Below are 17,273 nucleotides of genomic sequence, written 5' to 3' on the forward strand. Positions count from 1 at the left end.
CTTACCATGGCTCTTTGGAAAGTAAGGCTGAAGCCGCGCCATCTGCTCGTCAGTCAACCAGAATAGATTGCTCATGTCATACCCCTGAAACTCACGGGTATGAATCACGCAGGCGGGATGACGGCAACCAAATTAATAGGTCCAGAACCTAGGGATTGTGCCGCTCAAAGGCGATAGGGCTGGCTAGGACGGTTGGCAAGATCGCGATGTGGCCAAGATCTTGGAGAAAGCTAACAAGTATAGAAGTGGCTACCTTGCCCGCGCAATCAGGCGCCGGGTAAGTGAAGTTTTTGCTAAGTATTAGCTAGAGCTTCACGCCGCCGCGACTGGGCCTGAAGTCCGAACCTTTTGGCCGTTGCTATCAGCGGACCCGGTTTCGGTTGGCGTTCCCTTGGCGACTTGCACCTGATTGCGCCCTTTGTCTTTTGCCATATACAGCGCGTCATCGGCGGCGCGCATTAAATCTTGCGGCATGGTGCCGTGCGCCGGGTAATGCGATAAACCAACCGAAATCGTTATTCGCGGCAGCGACTTGTCACCGTATCGGACCGAAACCGCTTCGACCGACTGCCGTAATTTCTCGGCACGGCTCACCGCGTCATCCGGGGTGTTGTCCGGCAAGATCAGCATGAATTCCTCTCCACCAATACGGCAGGCAACCTCGTCGCGGTCACAGCCCTGTTCCAAGGCGGCTCCGACTGCGCGCAGCACCATGTCGCCTGCATCATGGCCATGAGTGTCGTTGAACTTCTTGAAATGATCGACATCAACGGCGATCAGGCTCAGCGGTACACCGGTCTGTTGACTGCGTGAAATAGACTTGCGCAGGGTTTCCGTCATATGACGACGGTTGAACAGTCCGGTCAAAGGATCACGCACGGACTGGTCGTGCAGCTGATCGCGCATCCTCACATTTGCAATGGCCATGCTGATCTGTTCAGCGCAGAGCTGCGCCAGTTTCCTGCTGACGTGAAACTCTTCTTCGCAGTTTTCATGTGCCCGAAGATGCAACAATCCAACCGTCTCGCCATGAGCCAGAATTGGAAAGCAGAAATATTGGCGCCCGTCATGCGGTTCGGCATGCTCGCAGATGAAGTCAATCTCTGAGGCGCCGAATTCATATGTGCGTCCTCGGCGCAGGCCCCAGCAACCCTCTGGGTGGATATGTGCCTTATGGGTGCCGCCGTTCCAACTGGCGCAGCCATCAAGCACATCGCGCGAGTTCGAGTAGACGTAAACGCTGCCCTCTGCTTCAGGCAGGATATGGGTCATAAAACGTGAGACCATGTCGAACAGCTCATCCAGAGAACGGCTGGATTGCAGCCACTCGTTCAGCTCCCCTAGCAGCCGCACCTCACGCGCCAGCCGCAACTGGTCAGCCATCAGATCACGCTCTTTCTCGGATTGTTTGTGCAAAGAGCGCAGTTGCGCCCGGTTGGTCCTGTAGGTCACCAATGACACCATCGCCAGCGCCAACAGGGCCACACCGCTTAGAACGATCAGCGAAATTCTCAGCCGGGTTATGAAGGTCGCCCGCAAATCCGAGATATCGGTAAAAAACTCTATCGCACCGATGAAGCGACCGTTTTTGGTAACCGGCATAAAGACTTTGACTATGTGATGCGCACTGGAGTTCTGAATGTTGCCTGTGTGCAAGTCCAAGCCGTCAATCTCGGATAGGGGCACAACCTCTTGTAAATAGTACACCATTCCCCGGGCAACGTCGGCGCGAAAGAACGCGCTGTCTTCGCGCAAGCCGACCTCACCTTGACGAGTGGACCAGACCACGCGTCCACTCGTGTCGAACAACCTGAACCGGTAGACATCCGATGCTTCGGGCATCGAGGTCAGAAACTCTGCGTCATGCCCGTCTATATGGCCGGTTCGCAGCGTTGTTTCGGGGTCTTCAAGGTGCAAAACAACCCGGCGTTTCCACAATTCTGACTGTTTGAGGATATCTGTCCGCAGCATCCGTTCCACCAAGGGCGCAGGAAGCCTATAGACACCCCAACCCGCACCAATGGCGAGGCTGATCAGCAATAGGGTGATCCCGGTCCATTTGAGTCGATGATTGATCGTCCCCCGCTCAGCCAATGCCATATCCATATGCTCCCAAACCTTTGGGCCAAGCATCTGACCTAAGGCTTTACAGAGAGTTAATGGCATCAGTCGAACACCGCTTCATTTGGTTGGAATTGAACGCAAGGAAAATCTTAAAAGCTTGTGAACAAGCCGTGAACAAAGCCTTTCCCTTTGCGCCCATCCGGCGTAGTTTGAGAGTATGAGCAGTTTTGACGAAATGGACGCCTTCGAGGGCGCATTGCTGTCGGCGCGGGCGATGCCTGCGGTGGCTGTCGACTATTTGAACGACCTCAACCCGGCACAGCGCGAAGCGGTCGAGCGGCTGGACGGTCCGGTTTTGATGCTGGCAGGTGCCGGCACGGGCAAGACCAAGGCACTGACCGCGCGGATCACCCATCTGCTCAGATCTCATCGGGTACGCGAGAACGAGATTTTGGCCGTGACCTTCACCAACAAGGCCGCGCGCGAGATGAAAGAACGGGTCGGGCGCATGCTGGGCCGACCTGCCGAAGGGATGCCGTGGCTGGGAACGTTCCACGCGATCTGTGTCAAACTGTTGCGCCGCCATGCCGAACTGGCGGGCCTCAAGTCGAATTTTACCATTTTGGATACGGATGACCAAAAGCGCTTGCTCAAGCAACTGACTCAGGCAGCCAATATCGACGACAAACGCTGGCCTGCGCGGATGCTGGCCGGGATCATTGATGACTGGAAAAACCGCGCGCTGACGCCAGATAGAGTGCCTGCTGCGGATGCCGGAGCTTATAATAACAAAGGCATTGAGCTTTATGCCCAATACCAAACCCGCCTGCGCGAGTTAAATGCCGTCGATTTCGGCGATCTGCTGCTGCATATGGTCACGATCTTTCAGACCCATCCGGACGTGTTGGAGCAGTACCAGCGTTGGTTCCGCTACATCCTCGTGGACGAGTATCAGGATACCAACGTCGCTCAGTACCTGTGGCTGCGGCTGCTGGCCGGGGGGCACAAGAATATCTGTTGCGTCGGCGATGATGATCAGTCGATCTATGGCTGGCGCGGGGCCGAGGTAGGCAACATCCTGCGGTTCGAGAAAGATTTTCCCGGTGCTTTTGTGGTTCGGCTGGAACAGAACTACCGCTCGACCCCGCATATTCTGGCGGCGGCTTCGAACGTTATTCGGGGCAATGAAAGCCGGTTGGGCAAAGAGCTTTGGACCGACAGAGAAGAGGGTGAAAAGGTTCGCCTGATTGGCCATTGGGATGGTGAGGAAGAGGCGCGTTGGATCGGAGAAGAGATCGACGCGATGCAGAGCGGGACGCGTGGCGTGCGTCCGATGAACCTGGACGAAATGGCTATCCTCGTGCGCGCGTCGCACCAGATGCGCGCGTTCGAGGATCGGTTCCTGACCATCGGGATGCCCTACAAGGTGATCGGCGGGCCACGGTTTTATGAGCGGATGGAGATTCGCGATGCCATGGCCTATTTCCGGTTGGTGGTCAGCCCCGAGGATGATCTGGCGTTCGAGCGGATCGTAAACACGCCCAAGCGCGGCCTTGGGGACAAGGCGCAGCAGACCATTCAAGTGGTGGCGCGTGAAAACGGGGTGTCCCTGGTCGAAGGGGCGCGGATCGTGGTCGAGCAGGGGCTGATCAAGGGCAAGGGTGGCAAGGCGCTGCGCGAGTTGATCGACGGGCTGGCTCGGTGGAATGCGATGACACGCGGACCACGGATCGAAGTGGATGATGACACCGTCATTGATGACGGGGTGTCTCCGATCCGCTATGGCGCGCCCGAGCACACGCATATCGAACTGGCGCAGATCGTGCTGGATGAATCCGGCTATACCGCCCATTGGCAGAATGAGAAAACGCCCGAGGCGCCGGGGCGGCTGGAAAACCTCAAGGAACTGGTCAACCAGCTGGACAATTTCGAGAACCTGCAAGGGTTCTTGGAACATGTCAGCCTGGTCATGGACAATGAAAAGGAAACGGATGGGGCAAAGGTCTCGATCATGACTTTGCATGCGGCCAAGGGGCTGGAGTTTCCCGCCGTGTTCCTGCCGGGTTGGGAGGATGGCTTGTTCCCGTCGCAGCGGTCGATGGACGAGACCGGAATCAAGGGGCTCGAAGAGGAACGGCGCCTGGCCTATGTGGGCATCACCCGTGCCGAAGAGGTCTGTACGATTTCCTTTGCCGCCAACCGCCGGGTGTTCGGGCAATGGCAGAATTCGATGCCATCACGGTTTATTGACGAACTGCCCGAGGAGCATGTCGAGGTTCTGACGCCTCCGGGACTCTATGGCGGGGGGCAGCCCTCGGCCGGGATCGAAACCCGTGCGGCTGAGGCAAATGTCTATAACTCACCCGGCTGGAAACGGCTGCAGGCGCGGCAGGGACAATATGGCATGTCGCAACCGCGCGAAACCCGCAACACGGTGATCGACGCAACCGCAGTGGCAAGTTTCACGCTGGGCGAACGGGTGTTTCACAAGAAATTCGGCTATGGCGCTGTGGAGGGCATCGAGGGCGACAAGGTTGAGGTCGCGTTCGACAAGGCGGGCACCAAGAAGGTTGTTGCCCAGTATCTTTTTCCGAAGGACGACGTTCCGTTTTAACCAAAAGGAATGCGCCTGACGGCGCATGCTCAATGTTTTGAAAGGCGCCTGGGTGGGCGCCTTTTTCTTTGGGAGAAACGAAAAACGGCGGTTCCCAGGGAGGAGGAAGGAAACCGCCGTTCTTTTCAACACCAGGGCAGGGAGGAGGAGAGCCCCGATGTATCCGAACCCGGGTTTGATCCCGGTATGAGGAAGACGCGGCGACGTCAGGGAGGAGGAGAGACGTCGCCGCGTACTTTCAACATCAGGGCAGGGAGGAGGAGAGCCCCGATGTATCTGCTTCCGGCGTTCAGGGCCGGTATAAAAGGCGGCAACGTCAGGGAGGAGGAGAGACGTTGCCGCAGATTACAGACCCAAGGGAGGAGTAGGGTCTGATCTCTGTATTGCTGTGCGCTTAACGCGCGAATTGTTCTTCTGCGGCCTGCATTGCCAGCCGACGGATCATTGAGCGGTGCAGGCCCAGGTCGGCCAACTCGCGATCGGACAGCTCGGACAGTTCGTTAACCGTCTGGCGGTAGGCCCGATAGCGTGCAAACCGGGTCTTTGCGGTTTCGATCATCGAAGCCAGGCCGAATGCCGGAGCGCTTCTCAGAGCGGTTTGTTGTGTTGCTACACCCATCTGCGTAACCCGTTTCGTATGTTGGTGCCGAAGTGTTTCGGCGTTTGCTTGAGGATGAAAATAAGCAAATGCTGCGATTGCACAATAGTTGACGTCGTCAATGCTGCTATGCAGCAAATGCATGGATATCAAAGAGTTGAATGTTGGCAATCGAATATGCCTTAAAAATATGGGTTTGAGTTGCGCCAAGGGTGTCGCTTCTAATGCGGTTCCACTGAAAACCATAGGATCGTGACGTAAGGTCCGATTGCTTCGGTAGGGTTATCGAAGAAGCCGAATGGCTGTGGTCGTGCGTATATGGGAAATCGTGGGTTCAGGTGGTTTTTAGTAACTTGGGAGTGCGTGGGAACCGAGCCACCTTTGTTGATTCGTAGTTTGGAATGGAGGATTTGCTGGCTCTATCTACGGGGAATCGATGAAAGTGAAAAAATGTTGGGAATTCATGGGATGCTCATAATTTCTCTGATTTGTCTATATATGGTTGCTTTGAGGTAGTTGTGTTCTAATTCTGGTGTATAAATAGAGTTTCCATTCATTTTCTTATCGATTACATTGTGAGTTGGGACGTGAGTGTGAGAAATTTTCTATTGATTTCCATGAATTCCCATGCCATCCCTTGGTTATCCGATGAGGACGAGGCACATGGGGCGCTAAACGACCCCGAACCAATAAAATCAGGTTTCATACAGGCATCTCGCTTTCATCAATCAAGAGATCCGGCGCGCGGGCGAGCAGACATCCCCCCAGGTGGCGCGCGCAGCTGGACATCCCGCAAAGCGGGTCAATGCGGCGGGTTGATCAGTGGCAGCAGATCAACCCGCCGTTTTAATTCTGGGGGGAGTGAGAATTTCAAGTGGGGCGCAAGCGAAAGGGACAGTCGTCTTGGCGCGCAGGTTTAGAGGTGAAAGCCGCCATAAGGTGGACACGAAGGGCAGGGTCTCGATCCCGGCCTCGTTTCGCCGTGTGCTTGAAGCTTCTGATCCCAACTGGCAGCCCGGTGACAATCCCGAACTTGTAATTGTTTATGGCGACCACCGGCGCAAATTCCTTGAATGCTATACTATGCAGGCGATTGACGAAGTTGACGCCAAGATTGATGCGCTTCCACGGGGCTCAATGCAGCGGAAGACATTGCAGCGCATGTTCCACGGACAATCCTTTCCGACAAACGTGGATGAGACCGGGCGTCTGGTTCTACCCGCCAAGCTGCGCAGCAAGATTGATCTAGAGGGTGAAGCCTTCTTTATTGCCGCTGGCGACACGTTCCAGATCTGGAAGCCTGAAACCTACGAGTCTGATGAATTGGCGGCGGCCGAAGAATGGCTGGATGATCAGCCCGAAGATTTTGACCCTCTGGTGTTCCTAGATGGCGTCGGGGACGCGTGACGGCATGGCCGGTGCGCAACCCTCTTCTGACAAACCACATATTCCGGTATTATTGCGCCCTTTGCTGGCTGCGGTCTCTCCGGTGTCGGGTGTTTGGTTGGACGGAACCTTTGGTGCCGGGGGATATACCCGTGGCCTGCTCGAGGCAGGCGCGGACAAGGTCGTCGGCGTTGATCGTGATCCGCTGGCCTTTGAAATGGCCGCGGACTGGGCCAAGGGCTATGGCGATCGGCTGGTGATGCAGCCCGGCGTCTTTTCGCGTCTGGACGAATACGCGCAGGACTTGGACGGGGTGGTGCTGGACCTTGGGGTTTCCTCCATGCAGCTGGATTTGGCCGAGCGTGGCTTTTCCTTTATGAAGGACGGCCCGCTGGACATGCGCATGAGCCAGGACGGCGAAAGCGCGGCTGATCTGGTCAACACCGCAAGCGAAGCGCAACTCGCCGACATCCTGTTTCACTATGGTGAAGAACGCGCCAGCAGGCGAATTGCGAGGGCTATAGTCAAGGCGCGGGCGGAAGAGCCGATCACAACCACTTTGCGGTTGGTGGGGCTTATCGAATCCTGTCTGCCCAGGCCCAAACCCGGTCAATCGCATCCCGCGACACGCAGCTTTCAGGGGCTGCGCATCGCGGTAAATGCAGAATATGAAGAATTGTTCCAGGGCCTGATGGCCGCTGAGCGCGCGCTGAAACCTGGCGGGCAGCTGGCTGTTGTGACGTTTCATTCGATCGAAGACCGCATGGTCAAGCGGTTCTTTCAGTCGCGGGCTGGCAAAACAGGTCGGGCAAATCGCTATGCGCCCGAAATTGCGCAGGACCAGCCGCAATTTACGCTCAAAACCCGTAAGGCAGTGGGGCCGGACGAGCAGGAATTACAAGAAAATCCGCGTTCGCGCTCAGCCAAGCTGCGTGTCGCTGTGCGCACCGAGGCTCCGGCGGGGGAAATTGAAGCTCGCGCCATTGGGATGCCGCAACTAGGGGGAAGGGCAAAATGAAGAGTGTATTGTATGTGTTGACTGCCTTGGCCGTGTTCGGGGTGGCCCTTTGGGCGTATCAAGAGAACTACCGCACCCAGCAAGTTGTGAAAGAAACGCAAACACTGCAACGAGAGATCGGCGTGGCACAGGTCCGACTGGCCGTTCTGAATGCGGAATGGGCTTATTTGAACCGTCCTGATCGTCTTCGAGAGCTGGCGGATCTGAATTTTGAACGTCTCGGCCTGCTGCCCTTGCGAGCAGAGCAGTTCGGACGCGCGGATCAGGTTGCCTATGCCGAGGATCCGGATCTTCCGATTGTCGATCCCATCGAATTGCAGGCGATAACCAACATTAAGGCGTTGGGAGAGGTGCAGTTCCCATGACGCGCACGCCCCTCCGCCCTCTGGCCCGTGTCCTGGATGCGCGCGCACGCGGTGAAAACCCCAAGGTGATCGAGCGCGAAAACATCCAGAAACGCCACGAAGATATGAAGGACAGAGCCCGCGCTCGGGCCGAGGGCCGTTTGCTGGTGCTGGGTCTTTTCTTCTTTTGCGCCTTCTCGGTAGTTGGCGTTCGGATGGGGATGCTTGCGACATCCGAGGCGCAAGAACCCTTGGCCAACGCCCCCGGTGCCACAATCGCGATGCAGCGCGCCAATATTGTTGACCGTGAAGGGCGCATTCTGGCGACCAACCTAGACACCTATTCCGTCTATGCCCAGCCGCCGTTGATGATCGACCCGATTGCCGCCGCGGATCAACTGGTGGCAATCTTCCCGGATTTGGAAAAAGAGCGTCTGATCAAGGATTTCACCGGCAACCGCAAGTTCCTGTGGATCAAAAAGCGTATCTCGCCCGAGCAGAAGCAAGCCGTGCATGACATCGGTGATCCAGGTATTCTGTTTGGCCCCCGCGAAATGCGCCTTTACCCGAATGGCAAGCTGGCAGCACATATCCTTGGCGGGTCAGGTTTTGGGCGTGAAGGCGTGAGCGCTGCCGAGGTGATAGGCGTGGCCGGGATAGAAAAGCAGTTCGACGATTATCTGCGGGACCCCGCCAACGGAAACAAGCCGCTGCAACTCTCGCTGGATCTGACCGTACAGGCCGCTGTCGAGCAGGTGCTTTTTGGCGGCATGAAGATCATGAACGCCAAAGGCGCCTCAGCCGTTTTGATGGATGCGCATACGGGCGAGGTCATCTCGGCGGCGTCGCTGCCATCCTTTGATCCTAATGATCGCCCGCGCCCCCCGACGTCGGGGTTTGACCCTTCGGACAGCCCCTTGTTCAACCGCTATGTGCAGGGCGTGTACGAGTTGGGATCGGTGTTCAAGATATTCACCGCCGCGCAGGCAATTCAGCTTGGTCTGGTGAATTCTGAAACGATCATCGACACCTCGGGTCCGATGAAAATCGGTCGTTTTCCGATTGGTGAGTTCAACGGCAAGAATTACGGAAAGATCAGCGTGGCGGATGTGATCGTCCACAGCTCGAACCGGGGTACTGGGCGTCTGGCGCTGCAAATTGGCGCGCAGCGGCAACAGGAATTCCTGCGTTCGCTGGGCATGTTCGAACCGACCCCGTTCGAGATTGTCGAAGCAAAAGGTGGCGAGCCGCTCAAGCCCAAGAAATGGGGTGAGCTGAGCACAGTGACCATTTCTTATGGCCATGGCTTGTCGACGAGCCCGATGCATCTGGCGGCGGGATATGCGGCGATTGCCAATGGCGGGTATTATGTCAGCCCAACGATTCTGCGCAGGAGCGGGTCACAATATGGCCCGCGCGTGATGTCTCTGGGCGCTGCGACGCAGGCGCAGAAGATGCTGCGCAAGGTTGTCACCGACGGCACAGCGAGCTTTGGCGATGTCGCCGGCTATGACGTGGCAGGTAAAACCGGTACGGCAGACAAACCGAAGCCGCGCGGTGGGTACTATGATGACAAAGTCATCGCCACTTTTGCGACGATCTTCCCGGCCTATGATCCGAAGTACGTACTTATCGTCACTCTGGATGAACCTTCCATCGTGGCCTATGGCGAAAAACGCCGTACAGCAGGGTGGACAGCCGTACCTGTGGCTGCGGAGCTGATCGGGCGTGTCGCGCCCTTGTTGGGATTGCGCCCCCGGCTTGAGCCTGAGGCGCGCGCTGCTATAACGCTGACCTCGAATTAGGCGTCCGGCGAAAGGTGGGTCATGGGCACTAGGACTAAGAAACTCAGCCAACTGGCCCTGACCGCACGTGCGGGTGCAAACCCTGAGATTACCGGGTTGGCCGTTGATAGCCGCGAGGTCAAAGACGGTTATCTGTTTGCGGCACTTCCGGGAACGCGCGTCCATGGCGCAGAGTTCATTCAATATGCTCTGCGCATGGGGGCCGCCGCAATCCTCACCGATGCCGAAGGGGCCGAGGTCGCAGCGGGCGTGCTTGCGGGGTCGGATGCCGCGCTGGTGGTGGTTGAAGACCCAAGGCAGGCGCTGGCAGGATGCGCAGCACTGTGGTTCGGAAAGCAGCCTCAGACCATCGTGGCTGTGACGGGGACCAATGGTAAAACCTCTGTCGCGACCTTTGTCCGCCAAATCTGGATGGAACTGGGTCATGCGGCCGTCAACCTGGGCACAACCGGGGTCGAGGGCGCATGGACTGCCCCTTTGGCGCATACAACGCCCGAACCGATCACCCTGCATCGGTGTTTGGCCGAGGCGGCGGAGAACGGTGTGACACATGCCGCGATGGAGGCATCCTCGCATGGTCTCGAGCAGCGCCGCCTCGACGGGGTACAGTTGGCGGCAGCGGGTTTCTCGAATTTCACCCAGGATCATCTGGATTATCACGAGACTTTTGAGGCGTATTTTGCCGCCAAAGCAGGACTTTTCGACCGCGTGTTGCCTCAGGACGGCACGGTTGTGGTCAACATGAGCGATCCAAAGGGTGGGCAGGTTCGTCGTATCGCTGAAACCCGTGGGCAAAATGTGCTGACCGTTGGATTGGGTGATGCAGATCTGTGTCTGCTCAATCAGCGCTTTGATGCAACCGGGCAGGATCTGCGGTTTTCGTGGCAGGGTAAGGTATATCAGACCCGATTGAACCTGATCGGTGGGTTCCAGGCTGAAAACATCCTGCTGGCATGTGGGCTGGTGATCGCTGGTGGCGAAGATCCCACGCGTGTTTTCGAGACCCTGCCGCATCTGACGACGGTCCGGGGACGGATGCAACTGGCTGCGACGCGTGAAAACGGAGCTGCTGTGTTTGTCGATTACGCCCATACGCCAGATGCTGTGGCCACGGCACTCAAGGCTTTGCGCCCTCATGTTATGGGCCGGCTGATTGCCGTCATCGGTGCCGGCGGAGATCGTGATGCGACCAAGCGACCGCTGATGGGCAAGGCTGCGGCCAATAACGCTGATGTGGTATTTGTTACCGACGACAATCCCCGCACCGAAGACCCAGCTACCATTCGTACTGCGGTGATGCTGGGCGCGCCCGAGGCAACCGAAGTGGGTGATCGTGCCGAAGCCATCCTGCGCGGCATAGATGCCCTGCAACCGGGTGATGCGCTGCTGATCGCCGGTAAAGGGCACGAGACAGGCCAGATCGTGGGCGATCAGGTTTTACCTTTCGACGACGTAGAACAGGCCAGCATCAGCGTGGCCGCCCTGGACGGGAGGGTAGCATGACGCTCTGGACTGCGGCCGAGGCTGTTGCGGCCACTGGCGGGCGTGCCACCGCCGATTGGCAGGTCAATGGCGTATCCATCGACACCCGCACATTGCAGCCCGGAGATCTATTTGTTGCGCTGAAGGCGGCGCGCGATGGTCACGACTTTGTGACGCAAGCGCTTGAGAAGGGCGCAGGCGCCGCGCTGGTCTCGCAGATACCCGAAGGCGTTTCCCCGGACGCGCCGTTACTGATCGTCGAGGACGTGCAGACCGGGCTTGAGGCGCTGGGACAGGCGGCTCGTGCCCGGACAGAGGCGCGCGTGGTCGGTGTAACCGGCAGCGTCGGCAAGACATCGACCAAGGAAATGCTAGCCAATATTCTGGAAACGCAGGGGAAAACTCATGCCAGCGTTGCCAGCTACAACAACCATTGGGGTGTGCCGCTGACGCTGGCGCGGATGCCGCGCGATACCGAATTCGCTGTGATCGAGATCGGGATGAATCATCCCGGAGAGATTGCTCCGCTGGCGCGTCAGGCCCGTCCACACGTGGGAATGGTCACCACAGTTGCGGCAGTCCATCTGGAAGCATTCGAGTCGGTTGCAGGTATAGCGAAAGAGAAAGCCGCGATATTCGAAGGGTTGGTCCCGGGCGGTGCGGCCATCGTGAATGCGGATATCGAACACGCCGACATCCTGCGCCAATACGCAGATGAGGCCGGAGCAGGGATCGTCGATTTTGGGCGCGCTGCGTCAGATTACGTGCTGACCGGAGTTGTGCAAAAACCTGACTCGGTCCATGCAACGGCCGGCGTCGACGGAAAAGACATTTCTTTTGATGTGCAATCAGCAGGCACTCATTTCGCCATGAATGCGCTTGGGGCATTGGCCGCCTGCGTTGAACTTGGTGTTGACCTGAACGACGCCATCACCGGCCTGCGCAACTGGTCGCCGGTAAAAGGTCGCGGCGTTCGCGAGCAGATTTCGCTGGCCGGTGGTGGTCAGATCGAATTGCTGGACGACAGCTATAACGCCAATCCAACTTCGATGGAGGCTGCCTTGGAAGTTTTGGCCGCCTCACAGGGCATGCGCCGGATCGCGTTTCTGGGTGATATGAAAGAGCTGGGCGCGCAAGAGATCCCCATGCATGCAGCGATGGCGAATGTCGCGGCTATGACGCAGATGGATCAGGTTCACTGCATTGGCCCGCTTATGAAAGCGCTTTACGATGCGTTGCCAGCGGAAAAGCGCGGACTTTGGTTTGAGACCAGCGTTGAGATGGCTGAACGGCTGCCAGAGCTGATCTGCACAGGCGACACTGTTCTTGCCAAAGGATCACTCAGCATGGCGCTGGCGCGAATTGTTGACGGTTTGCGGGAAATGGGGCAAGGGGACGCGCTTGAGCCATGATCGCCGCACGGGAAAGGTATTGATATGCTCTATTGGTTGACCGGCCTGTCGGACGGAGGGGATTTTTTCAATCTCTTCCGGTACATCACGTTCCGGGCGGGCGGTGCCTTTATGACAGCGCTGATTTTCGGGTTTATCTTTGGCAAACCGCTGATCAATGTTCTGCGCCGCAAGCAGGGCAAAGGGCAACCGATCCGGGATGATGGCCCCGAGGGGCACTTTTCCAAGGCGGGTACGCCGACCATGGGCGGCTTGCTGATCGTGGGCGCGCTTGTCACATCGACACTGGTTTGGGCACGGTGGGACAACCCCTATGTCTGGATGGTCTTATTCGTAACGTTGGCCTATGCCGCCATCGGGTTTGCAGATGACTATGCCAAAGTCTCCAAACAGAACACCAAAGGCGTTTCGGGAAAAATGCGGCTGGGACTTGGGGTGATTATCGCGGTTTTGGCCTCGGTCTGGGCCACGATGCACCACCCTGAGGCGCTGCAGAATCAGCTTGCGGTACCGGTCTTCAAAGACACGCTGCTTAACCTGGGGATTTTCTATATTCCTTTCGCGATTGTCGTGATCGTTGGGTCCGCAAACGCGGTCAACCTGACCGACGGGCTGGACGGTTTGGCGATCATGCCCGCAATGATCGCCGCATCGACCCTGGGGATCATCGCCTATGCGGTGGGCCGGGTCGACTTTACCGAGTATCTGGATGTGCATTACGTGCCCGGAACCGGCGAGATTTTCATTTTCACCTCGGCCCTGTTCGGCGCTGGCCTTGGGTTCCTATGGTATAACGCGCCGCCCGCAGCCGTGTTCATGGGCGATACCGGATCGCTTGCATTGGGCGGCGCTTTGGGCGCGATTGCGGTGGCCACCAAACACGAGCTGGTGCTGGCCGTCGTCGGAGGTCTGTTCGTAGTCGAAGCGCTGAGCGTGATCATCCAGGTGCTGTACTTCAAACGCACAGGACGCCGCGTGTTCCTGATGGCCCCGATCCACCATCACTATGAGAAAAAGGGGTGGGCCGAGCCCACCATCGTGATCCGGTTCTGGATCATTTCTTTAATCCTGGCGATGATTGGGCTTGCGACGCTGAAGGTCCGGTAGGCTCCCGCCAGGTTCGGAGGACAGCCGGCCCGCCGCCTCCAGTTGGGCCGGGCTCGCGCTGCGCACGAACCTGCTGTCGATCTTGCCAATGGCAGGTTCATCTGTGCAGTGTGTCGGCGCATTTGAAGTCGAAAGAAGGTGGGAAATATGATCCCGGTCAAAGGGTTTTCAGGACAGAAAGTTGCGGTTCTGGGGCTGGGTCGGTCTGGCCTGACCACGGCGCGCGCCTTGCGGGCCGGTAATGCCGAACCCGTCTGCTGGGATGATAATCCGGCTGCACGCGCGGCGGCCGAAGCCGAAGGGTTCACATGCTGCGATCTAGGCCGTCACGGGGCGTTTGATGAGGTTGCCTGTCTGATTGTCTCGCCGGGGATCCCACATCTGTACCCAGAGCCTAACCCGGTCGTGGCTGCCGCGCTTGAGGCCGGGGTACCGGTGGATAACGATATCGGTTTGTTTTTCCGCTCGTTCGCCGGGCCAGAATGGGACAATCTCGATACTCCGCCCCGCGTGGTCGCGGTGACCGGGTCGAACGGGAAATCAACCACCGCCGCACTTATCCATCATATCCTGACTGAAGCTGGCCGTGAGGCGCAGCTGGCGGGGAATATCGGCCGAGGCGTCTTGGACATTGATCCAGGGGGCAATGGCTCGGTCGTGGTGTTGGAGTTGTCGAGCTATCAGACAGAGCTTGCGCGGTCGCTGACACCTGATGTGGCCGTTTTCACCAATCTGTCACCGGATCATCTGGATCGTCACGGCGGCTTGGGTGGCTATTTCGCCGCCAAGCGCCGTCTGTTTGCCGAAGGTGGCCCTGACCGTGCCGTGATCGGAGTGGATGAGGACGAAGGCGCCTTTCTGGCCGGTCAGCTGGCCGAAGCGCCAACGGATGACCGGGTGATCCGTATATCAGTTGCCCGCAAGTTGACCGGACCCGGATGGCAGGTATTTGCGCGCAAAGGGTTCCTGTCGGAGTATCGCAAGGGGCGACAGGCGGGATCGATTGACCTGCGCGAGATCAAAGGTCTGCCCGGTGCACACAATCACCAGAATGCCTGTGCCGCCTACGCCACGTGCCGCGCGTTGGGGTTAGCCCCTCGGATCATTCAGGATGCGTTGCACAGCTATCCGGGCCTGCCGCATCGCAGTCAGATCATCGCCGAAGCGGATGGGGTCACCTATGTGAACGATTCAAAGGCGACCAATGTCGACAGCGCTGTAAAGGCGTTGAACGCGTTCAAGAAGGTCCGCTGGATCTGTGGCGGGCTTGAGAAAGAGGGCGGGTTGTCTGCACTCAACTCAGCCAGTGAACATGTGCTCAAGGCTTATGTGATCGGGCGCGAAGCTGCCGGATTTGCAATGCAGTTACAGGCAGATACCGTGGTTTGCACCACAATGGCAGAAGCCGTTGAACAGGCAATGAACGACGCGCAGTCGGGCGAGACGATTCTGCTGGCCCCTGCCGCAGCTAGCTTTGATCAATATGACAATTTCGAACAACGCGGTGAGGATTTTGCCGAACAGGTTCGCAAACGGCTTTAGGACACGCCATTTGCAATAGATCGCCGGTTGGGCCAAGCTGAGATGCTATCAGCTTGACGCGCCATATTTTTTGGTTTTGCTACCCGTCAAATTCAACACGAGGTTATGACTATGCCATATCGTAAGTTTTCCCTGATCCTGCCTGCCATTCTGATTGCGGGTGCCTGCACCAACACTGGCGCAAACTACCAACCGATCATCGATGGTCCGGTTGGCCCGAATTACAACGTTGATCTGCAGCAGTGCCAACAGCTTGCGGCATCGCAGGCATCTGTTGATGGCACCACGGCCGGGAATGCAGCCATCGGCGCCGTTGGCGCAGCCGCAGTGACCGGGATCGTACAGGACAGCAGCGATAATCTGGGCCGTGCTGCAGTTGCAGGTGCGTTGGTTGGCGCCGGTGCGGATGTGATCAACAAGAACCAGAACAAAGAAGTGTTGGTGCGTAACTGCATGCGTGGCCGTGGGTACAACGTCGTCGGCTAGTGCCGCGCAAATACCGTGTCGGCTAACCACGACTGGCGATTGCAGTTCCAGCGGCATGGCCTGAGGACCATGCCCATTGGAAATTGTACCCACCCAGCCAACCGGTGACATCCACCGCTTCACCTATCGCATAGAGGCCGGGGACATCCCTGGCCTCCATCGTTTTTGACGACAGATCATCGGTGTCGATGCCGCCCAGCGTGACCTCGGCGGTGCGATAGCCTTCGGTCCCGGAAGGGGTCAGATGCCAGTTCGACAGGGCCTCGACCAGGTCCGAAAGGGCAGTGTCCGATTGGTCGGCCAGATTGCCCTGCATGGGAATGTGTTGGCTCAGGAAATCGACCAATCGCGCGGGTAACTGCCGGGAAAGTTCAGTAGTCAGGGCTTTGCGTCCGCTGTTTTGGCGCTGATCTCGCAGCAGGTCGAACAGTGGCATATCCTGGATGAGGTTGACCCGGATCGCCTCACCCTCGCGCCAGTATGAGGATAGTTGCAGCGCAGCTGGTCCGCTGAGGCCGCGATGGGTGAAAAGCAAAGCCTCGTCAAAGCTGGTCCGGTCGTTCGACAGCCGCGTCGGCAGCGAGACACCGGACAGGTCCTTGAACCTGCCATCGGAAAAGGTGAACGGCACCAGAGCCGCGCGTGTCTCGGTCATCCGCAATCCAAACTGGTGCGCGATGTCATAAGCCAGACCCGTCGCCCCCATTTTAGGGATCGACTTGCCGCCTGTGGCCAGTACCAGATTGGTGCAGGTCAGGGCATGACGCTGCCCCTCGCGCTCAACCGTCAGCGCGAAACCAGTGTCGGTTTTGCGCAGGTCCTTCATCTCGGTCCTTACCCACAGCTCGGCCCCGGCGCGCTCTATTTCATCCAGCAACATTTGGATGATCTGTTTCGAGGAACCGTCGCAGAACAGCTGTCCCAGTGTTTTCTCGTGCCAAGCGATGTCATGACGCCCGACCATTTCAATGAAATCCCACTGCGTGTAGCGCGCCAATGCGGACTTACAGAAATGCGGGTTCTGAGACAGGAAGTTGCCTGACCCTGCATACATATTGGTGAAATTGCACCGCCCGCCGCCCGATATGCGGATTTTCTCACCCGGCGCCTTCGCGTGATCGATCACCAGAACGCGCCCAACGCAATGGGCGGCACACATCAAGCCAGCAGCACCGGCGCCCAGGATGATCGTATCATAAGTCATGCGCGGGGGATGGCGTGGAATGGCTGGGATGGCAAGGGGGAGACGTGAAAACGCGCTGCAAACGTCCGTCCGTGACTGTGGCTCCGTCCTCTGATTGGTTTGGGAAAGTGGAATGAAATTGGCAGTTGGAACATTTGTGATATTGGCCGGAATACCATGTGCCAGAATACGCCTGACAAGGAAGCTCAATTTGACGCACTGCACAGGAGGC

At 57.9% G+C, this 17,273-nt stretch carries 13 protein-coding genes; 10 read left to right on the plus strand and 3 right to left on the minus strand.

The window, feature by feature from the left end:
* Nucleotides 1–312 precede the first annotated feature (312 nt).
* Nucleotides 313–2,100: a sensor domain-containing diguanylate cyclase gene (locus AC2FH8_RS10365; protein ID WP_496689809.1), complete on the minus strand. Its 1,788-nt coding sequence runs from the start codon at nt 2,098–2,100 to the stop codon at nt 313–315.
* 181 nt (nt 2,101–2,281) lie between these two features.
* Between AC2FH8_RS10365 and AC2FH8_RS10370 the strand changes: the two genes are divergently transcribed.
* Nucleotides 2,282–4,678, plus strand: a complete 2,397-nt coding sequence (locus AC2FH8_RS10370) for an ATP-dependent helicase (protein WP_142635059.1) — start codon at nt 2,282–2,284, stop codon at nt 4,676–4,678.
* A gap of 394 nt (nt 4,679–5,072) precedes the next feature.
* On the opposite strand, the gene AC2FH8_RS10375 is transcribed toward AC2FH8_RS10370, so the two are convergent.
* Nucleotides 5,073–5,297: a DUF1127 domain-containing protein gene (locus tag AC2FH8_RS10375; RefSeq protein ID WP_142635057.1), complete on the minus strand. Its 225-nt coding sequence runs from the start codon at nt 5,295–5,297 to the stop codon at nt 5,073–5,075.
* Nucleotides 5,298–6,215: 918 nt separating this feature from the next.
* Between AC2FH8_RS10375 and mraZ the strand changes: the two genes are divergently transcribed.
* The 9 genes from mraZ (at nt 6,216) to AC2FH8_RS10420 (ending at nt 15,858) form a co-directional block, all read left to right on the plus strand.
* A complete protein-coding gene (gene mraZ / locus AC2FH8_RS10380) occupies nt 6,216–6,683 on the plus strand; it encodes a division/cell wall cluster transcriptional repressor MraZ (RefSeq protein WP_246097158.1) in 468 nt (155 codons plus the stop codon).
* A gap of 4 nt (nt 6,684–6,687) precedes the next feature.
* On the plus strand, nt 6,688–7,680 hold the full coding sequence (gene rsmH, locus AC2FH8_RS10385) for a 16S rRNA (cytosine(1402)-N(4))-methyltransferase RsmH (protein ID WP_496677605.1): 993 nt from the start codon (nt 6,688–6,690) through the stop codon (nt 7,678–7,680).
* Nucleotides 7,677–8,045, plus strand: coding sequence for a cell division protein FtsL (gene ftsL, locus AC2FH8_RS10390; protein ID WP_142635053.1), 369 nt, complete (start codon nt 7,677–7,679; stop codon nt 8,043–8,045). Before rsmH ends, ftsL begins: the two co-directional genes overlap by 4 nt.
* Complete coding sequence (locus AC2FH8_RS10395) at nt 8,042–9,829, plus strand: peptidoglycan D,D-transpeptidase FtsI family protein (protein ID WP_496689707.1); 1,788 nt, start codon at nt 8,042–8,044, stop codon at nt 9,827–9,829. Before ftsL ends, AC2FH8_RS10395 begins: the two co-directional genes overlap by 4 nt.
* Nucleotides 9,830–9,850: 21 nt before the next feature.
* Complete coding sequence (locus AC2FH8_RS10400) at nt 9,851–11,332, plus strand: UDP-N-acetylmuramoyl-L-alanyl-D-glutamate--2,6-diaminopimelate ligase (RefSeq protein WP_281972762.1); 1,482 nt, start codon at nt 9,851–9,853, stop codon at nt 11,330–11,332.
* A complete protein-coding gene (locus AC2FH8_RS10405) occupies nt 11,329–12,723 on the plus strand; it encodes a UDP-N-acetylmuramoyl-tripeptide--D-alanyl-D-alanine ligase (protein WP_496689708.1) in 1,395 nt (464 codons plus the stop codon). Before AC2FH8_RS10400 ends, AC2FH8_RS10405 begins: the two co-directional genes overlap by 4 nt.
* Nucleotides 12,724–12,747: 24 nt before the next feature.
* Nucleotides 12,748–13,830, plus strand: a complete 1,083-nt coding sequence (gene mraY / locus AC2FH8_RS10410) for a phospho-N-acetylmuramoyl-pentapeptide-transferase (protein ID WP_496689709.1) — start codon at nt 12,748–12,750, stop codon at nt 13,828–13,830.
* A gap of 147 nt (nt 13,831–13,977) precedes the next feature.
* On the plus strand, nt 13,978–15,372 hold the full coding sequence (gene murD / locus AC2FH8_RS10415) for a UDP-N-acetylmuramoyl-L-alanine--D-glutamate ligase (RefSeq protein WP_496689710.1): 1,395 nt from the start codon (nt 13,978–13,980) through the stop codon (nt 15,370–15,372).
* A 111-nt stretch (nt 15,373–15,483) separates the two neighbouring features.
* Nucleotides 15,484–15,858: a glycine zipper family protein gene (locus tag AC2FH8_RS10420; protein WP_246097157.1), complete on the plus strand. Its 375-nt coding sequence runs from the start codon at nt 15,484–15,486 to the stop codon at nt 15,856–15,858.
* A gap of 22 nt (nt 15,859–15,880) precedes the next feature.
* On the opposite strand, the gene AC2FH8_RS10425 is transcribed toward AC2FH8_RS10420, so the two are convergent.
* Nucleotides 15,881–17,062, minus strand: a complete 1,182-nt coding sequence (locus AC2FH8_RS10425) for a BaiN/RdsA family NAD(P)/FAD-dependent oxidoreductase (RefSeq protein ID WP_142635040.1) — start codon at nt 17,060–17,062, stop codon at nt 15,881–15,883.
* Nucleotides 17,063–17,273: the final 211 nt, after the last annotated feature.

This window comes from Ruegeria sp. CDSC025 (genome assembly GCF_059610805.1).

Coding starts and splice junctions, on each gene's coding strand:
- AC2FH8_RS10365 (WP_496689809.1), bottom strand. CDS start 2,100: ATGGCATTGGCTGAGCGGGGGACGATCAATCATCGACTCAAATGGACC.
- AC2FH8_RS10370 (WP_142635059.1), top strand. CDS start 2,282: ATGAGCAGTTTTGACGAAATGGACGCCTTCGAGGGCGCATTGCTGTCG.
- AC2FH8_RS10375 (WP_142635057.1), bottom strand. CDS start 5,297: ATGGGTGTAGCAACACAACAAACCGCTCTGAGAAGCGCTCCGGCATTC.
- rsmH (WP_496677605.1), top strand. CDS start 6,688: ATGGCCGGTGCGCAACCCTCTTCTGACAAACCACATATTCCGGTATTA.
- ftsL (WP_142635053.1), top strand. CDS start 7,677: ATGAAGAGTGTATTGTATGTGTTGACTGCCTTGGCCGTGTTCGGGGTG.
- AC2FH8_RS10395 (WP_496689707.1), top strand. CDS start 8,042: ATGACGCGCACGCCCCTCCGCCCTCTGGCCCGTGTCCTGGATGCGCGC.
- AC2FH8_RS10400 (WP_281972762.1), top strand. CDS start 9,851: ATGGGCACTAGGACTAAGAAACTCAGCCAACTGGCCCTGACCGCACGT.
- AC2FH8_RS10405 (WP_496689708.1), top strand. CDS start 11,329: ATGACGCTCTGGACTGCGGCCGAGGCTGTTGCGGCCACTGGCGGGCGT.
- mraY (WP_496689709.1), top strand. CDS start 12,748: ATGCTCTATTGGTTGACCGGCCTGTCGGACGGAGGGGATTTTTTCAAT.
- murD (WP_496689710.1), top strand. CDS start 13,978: ATGATCCCGGTCAAAGGGTTTTCAGGACAGAAAGTTGCGGTTCTGGGG.
- AC2FH8_RS10420 (WP_246097157.1), top strand. CDS start 15,484: ATGCCATATCGTAAGTTTTCCCTGATCCTGCCTGCCATTCTGATTGCG.
- AC2FH8_RS10425 (WP_142635040.1), bottom strand. CDS start 17,062: ATGACTTATGATACGATCATCCTGGGCGCCGGTGCTGCTGGCTTGATG.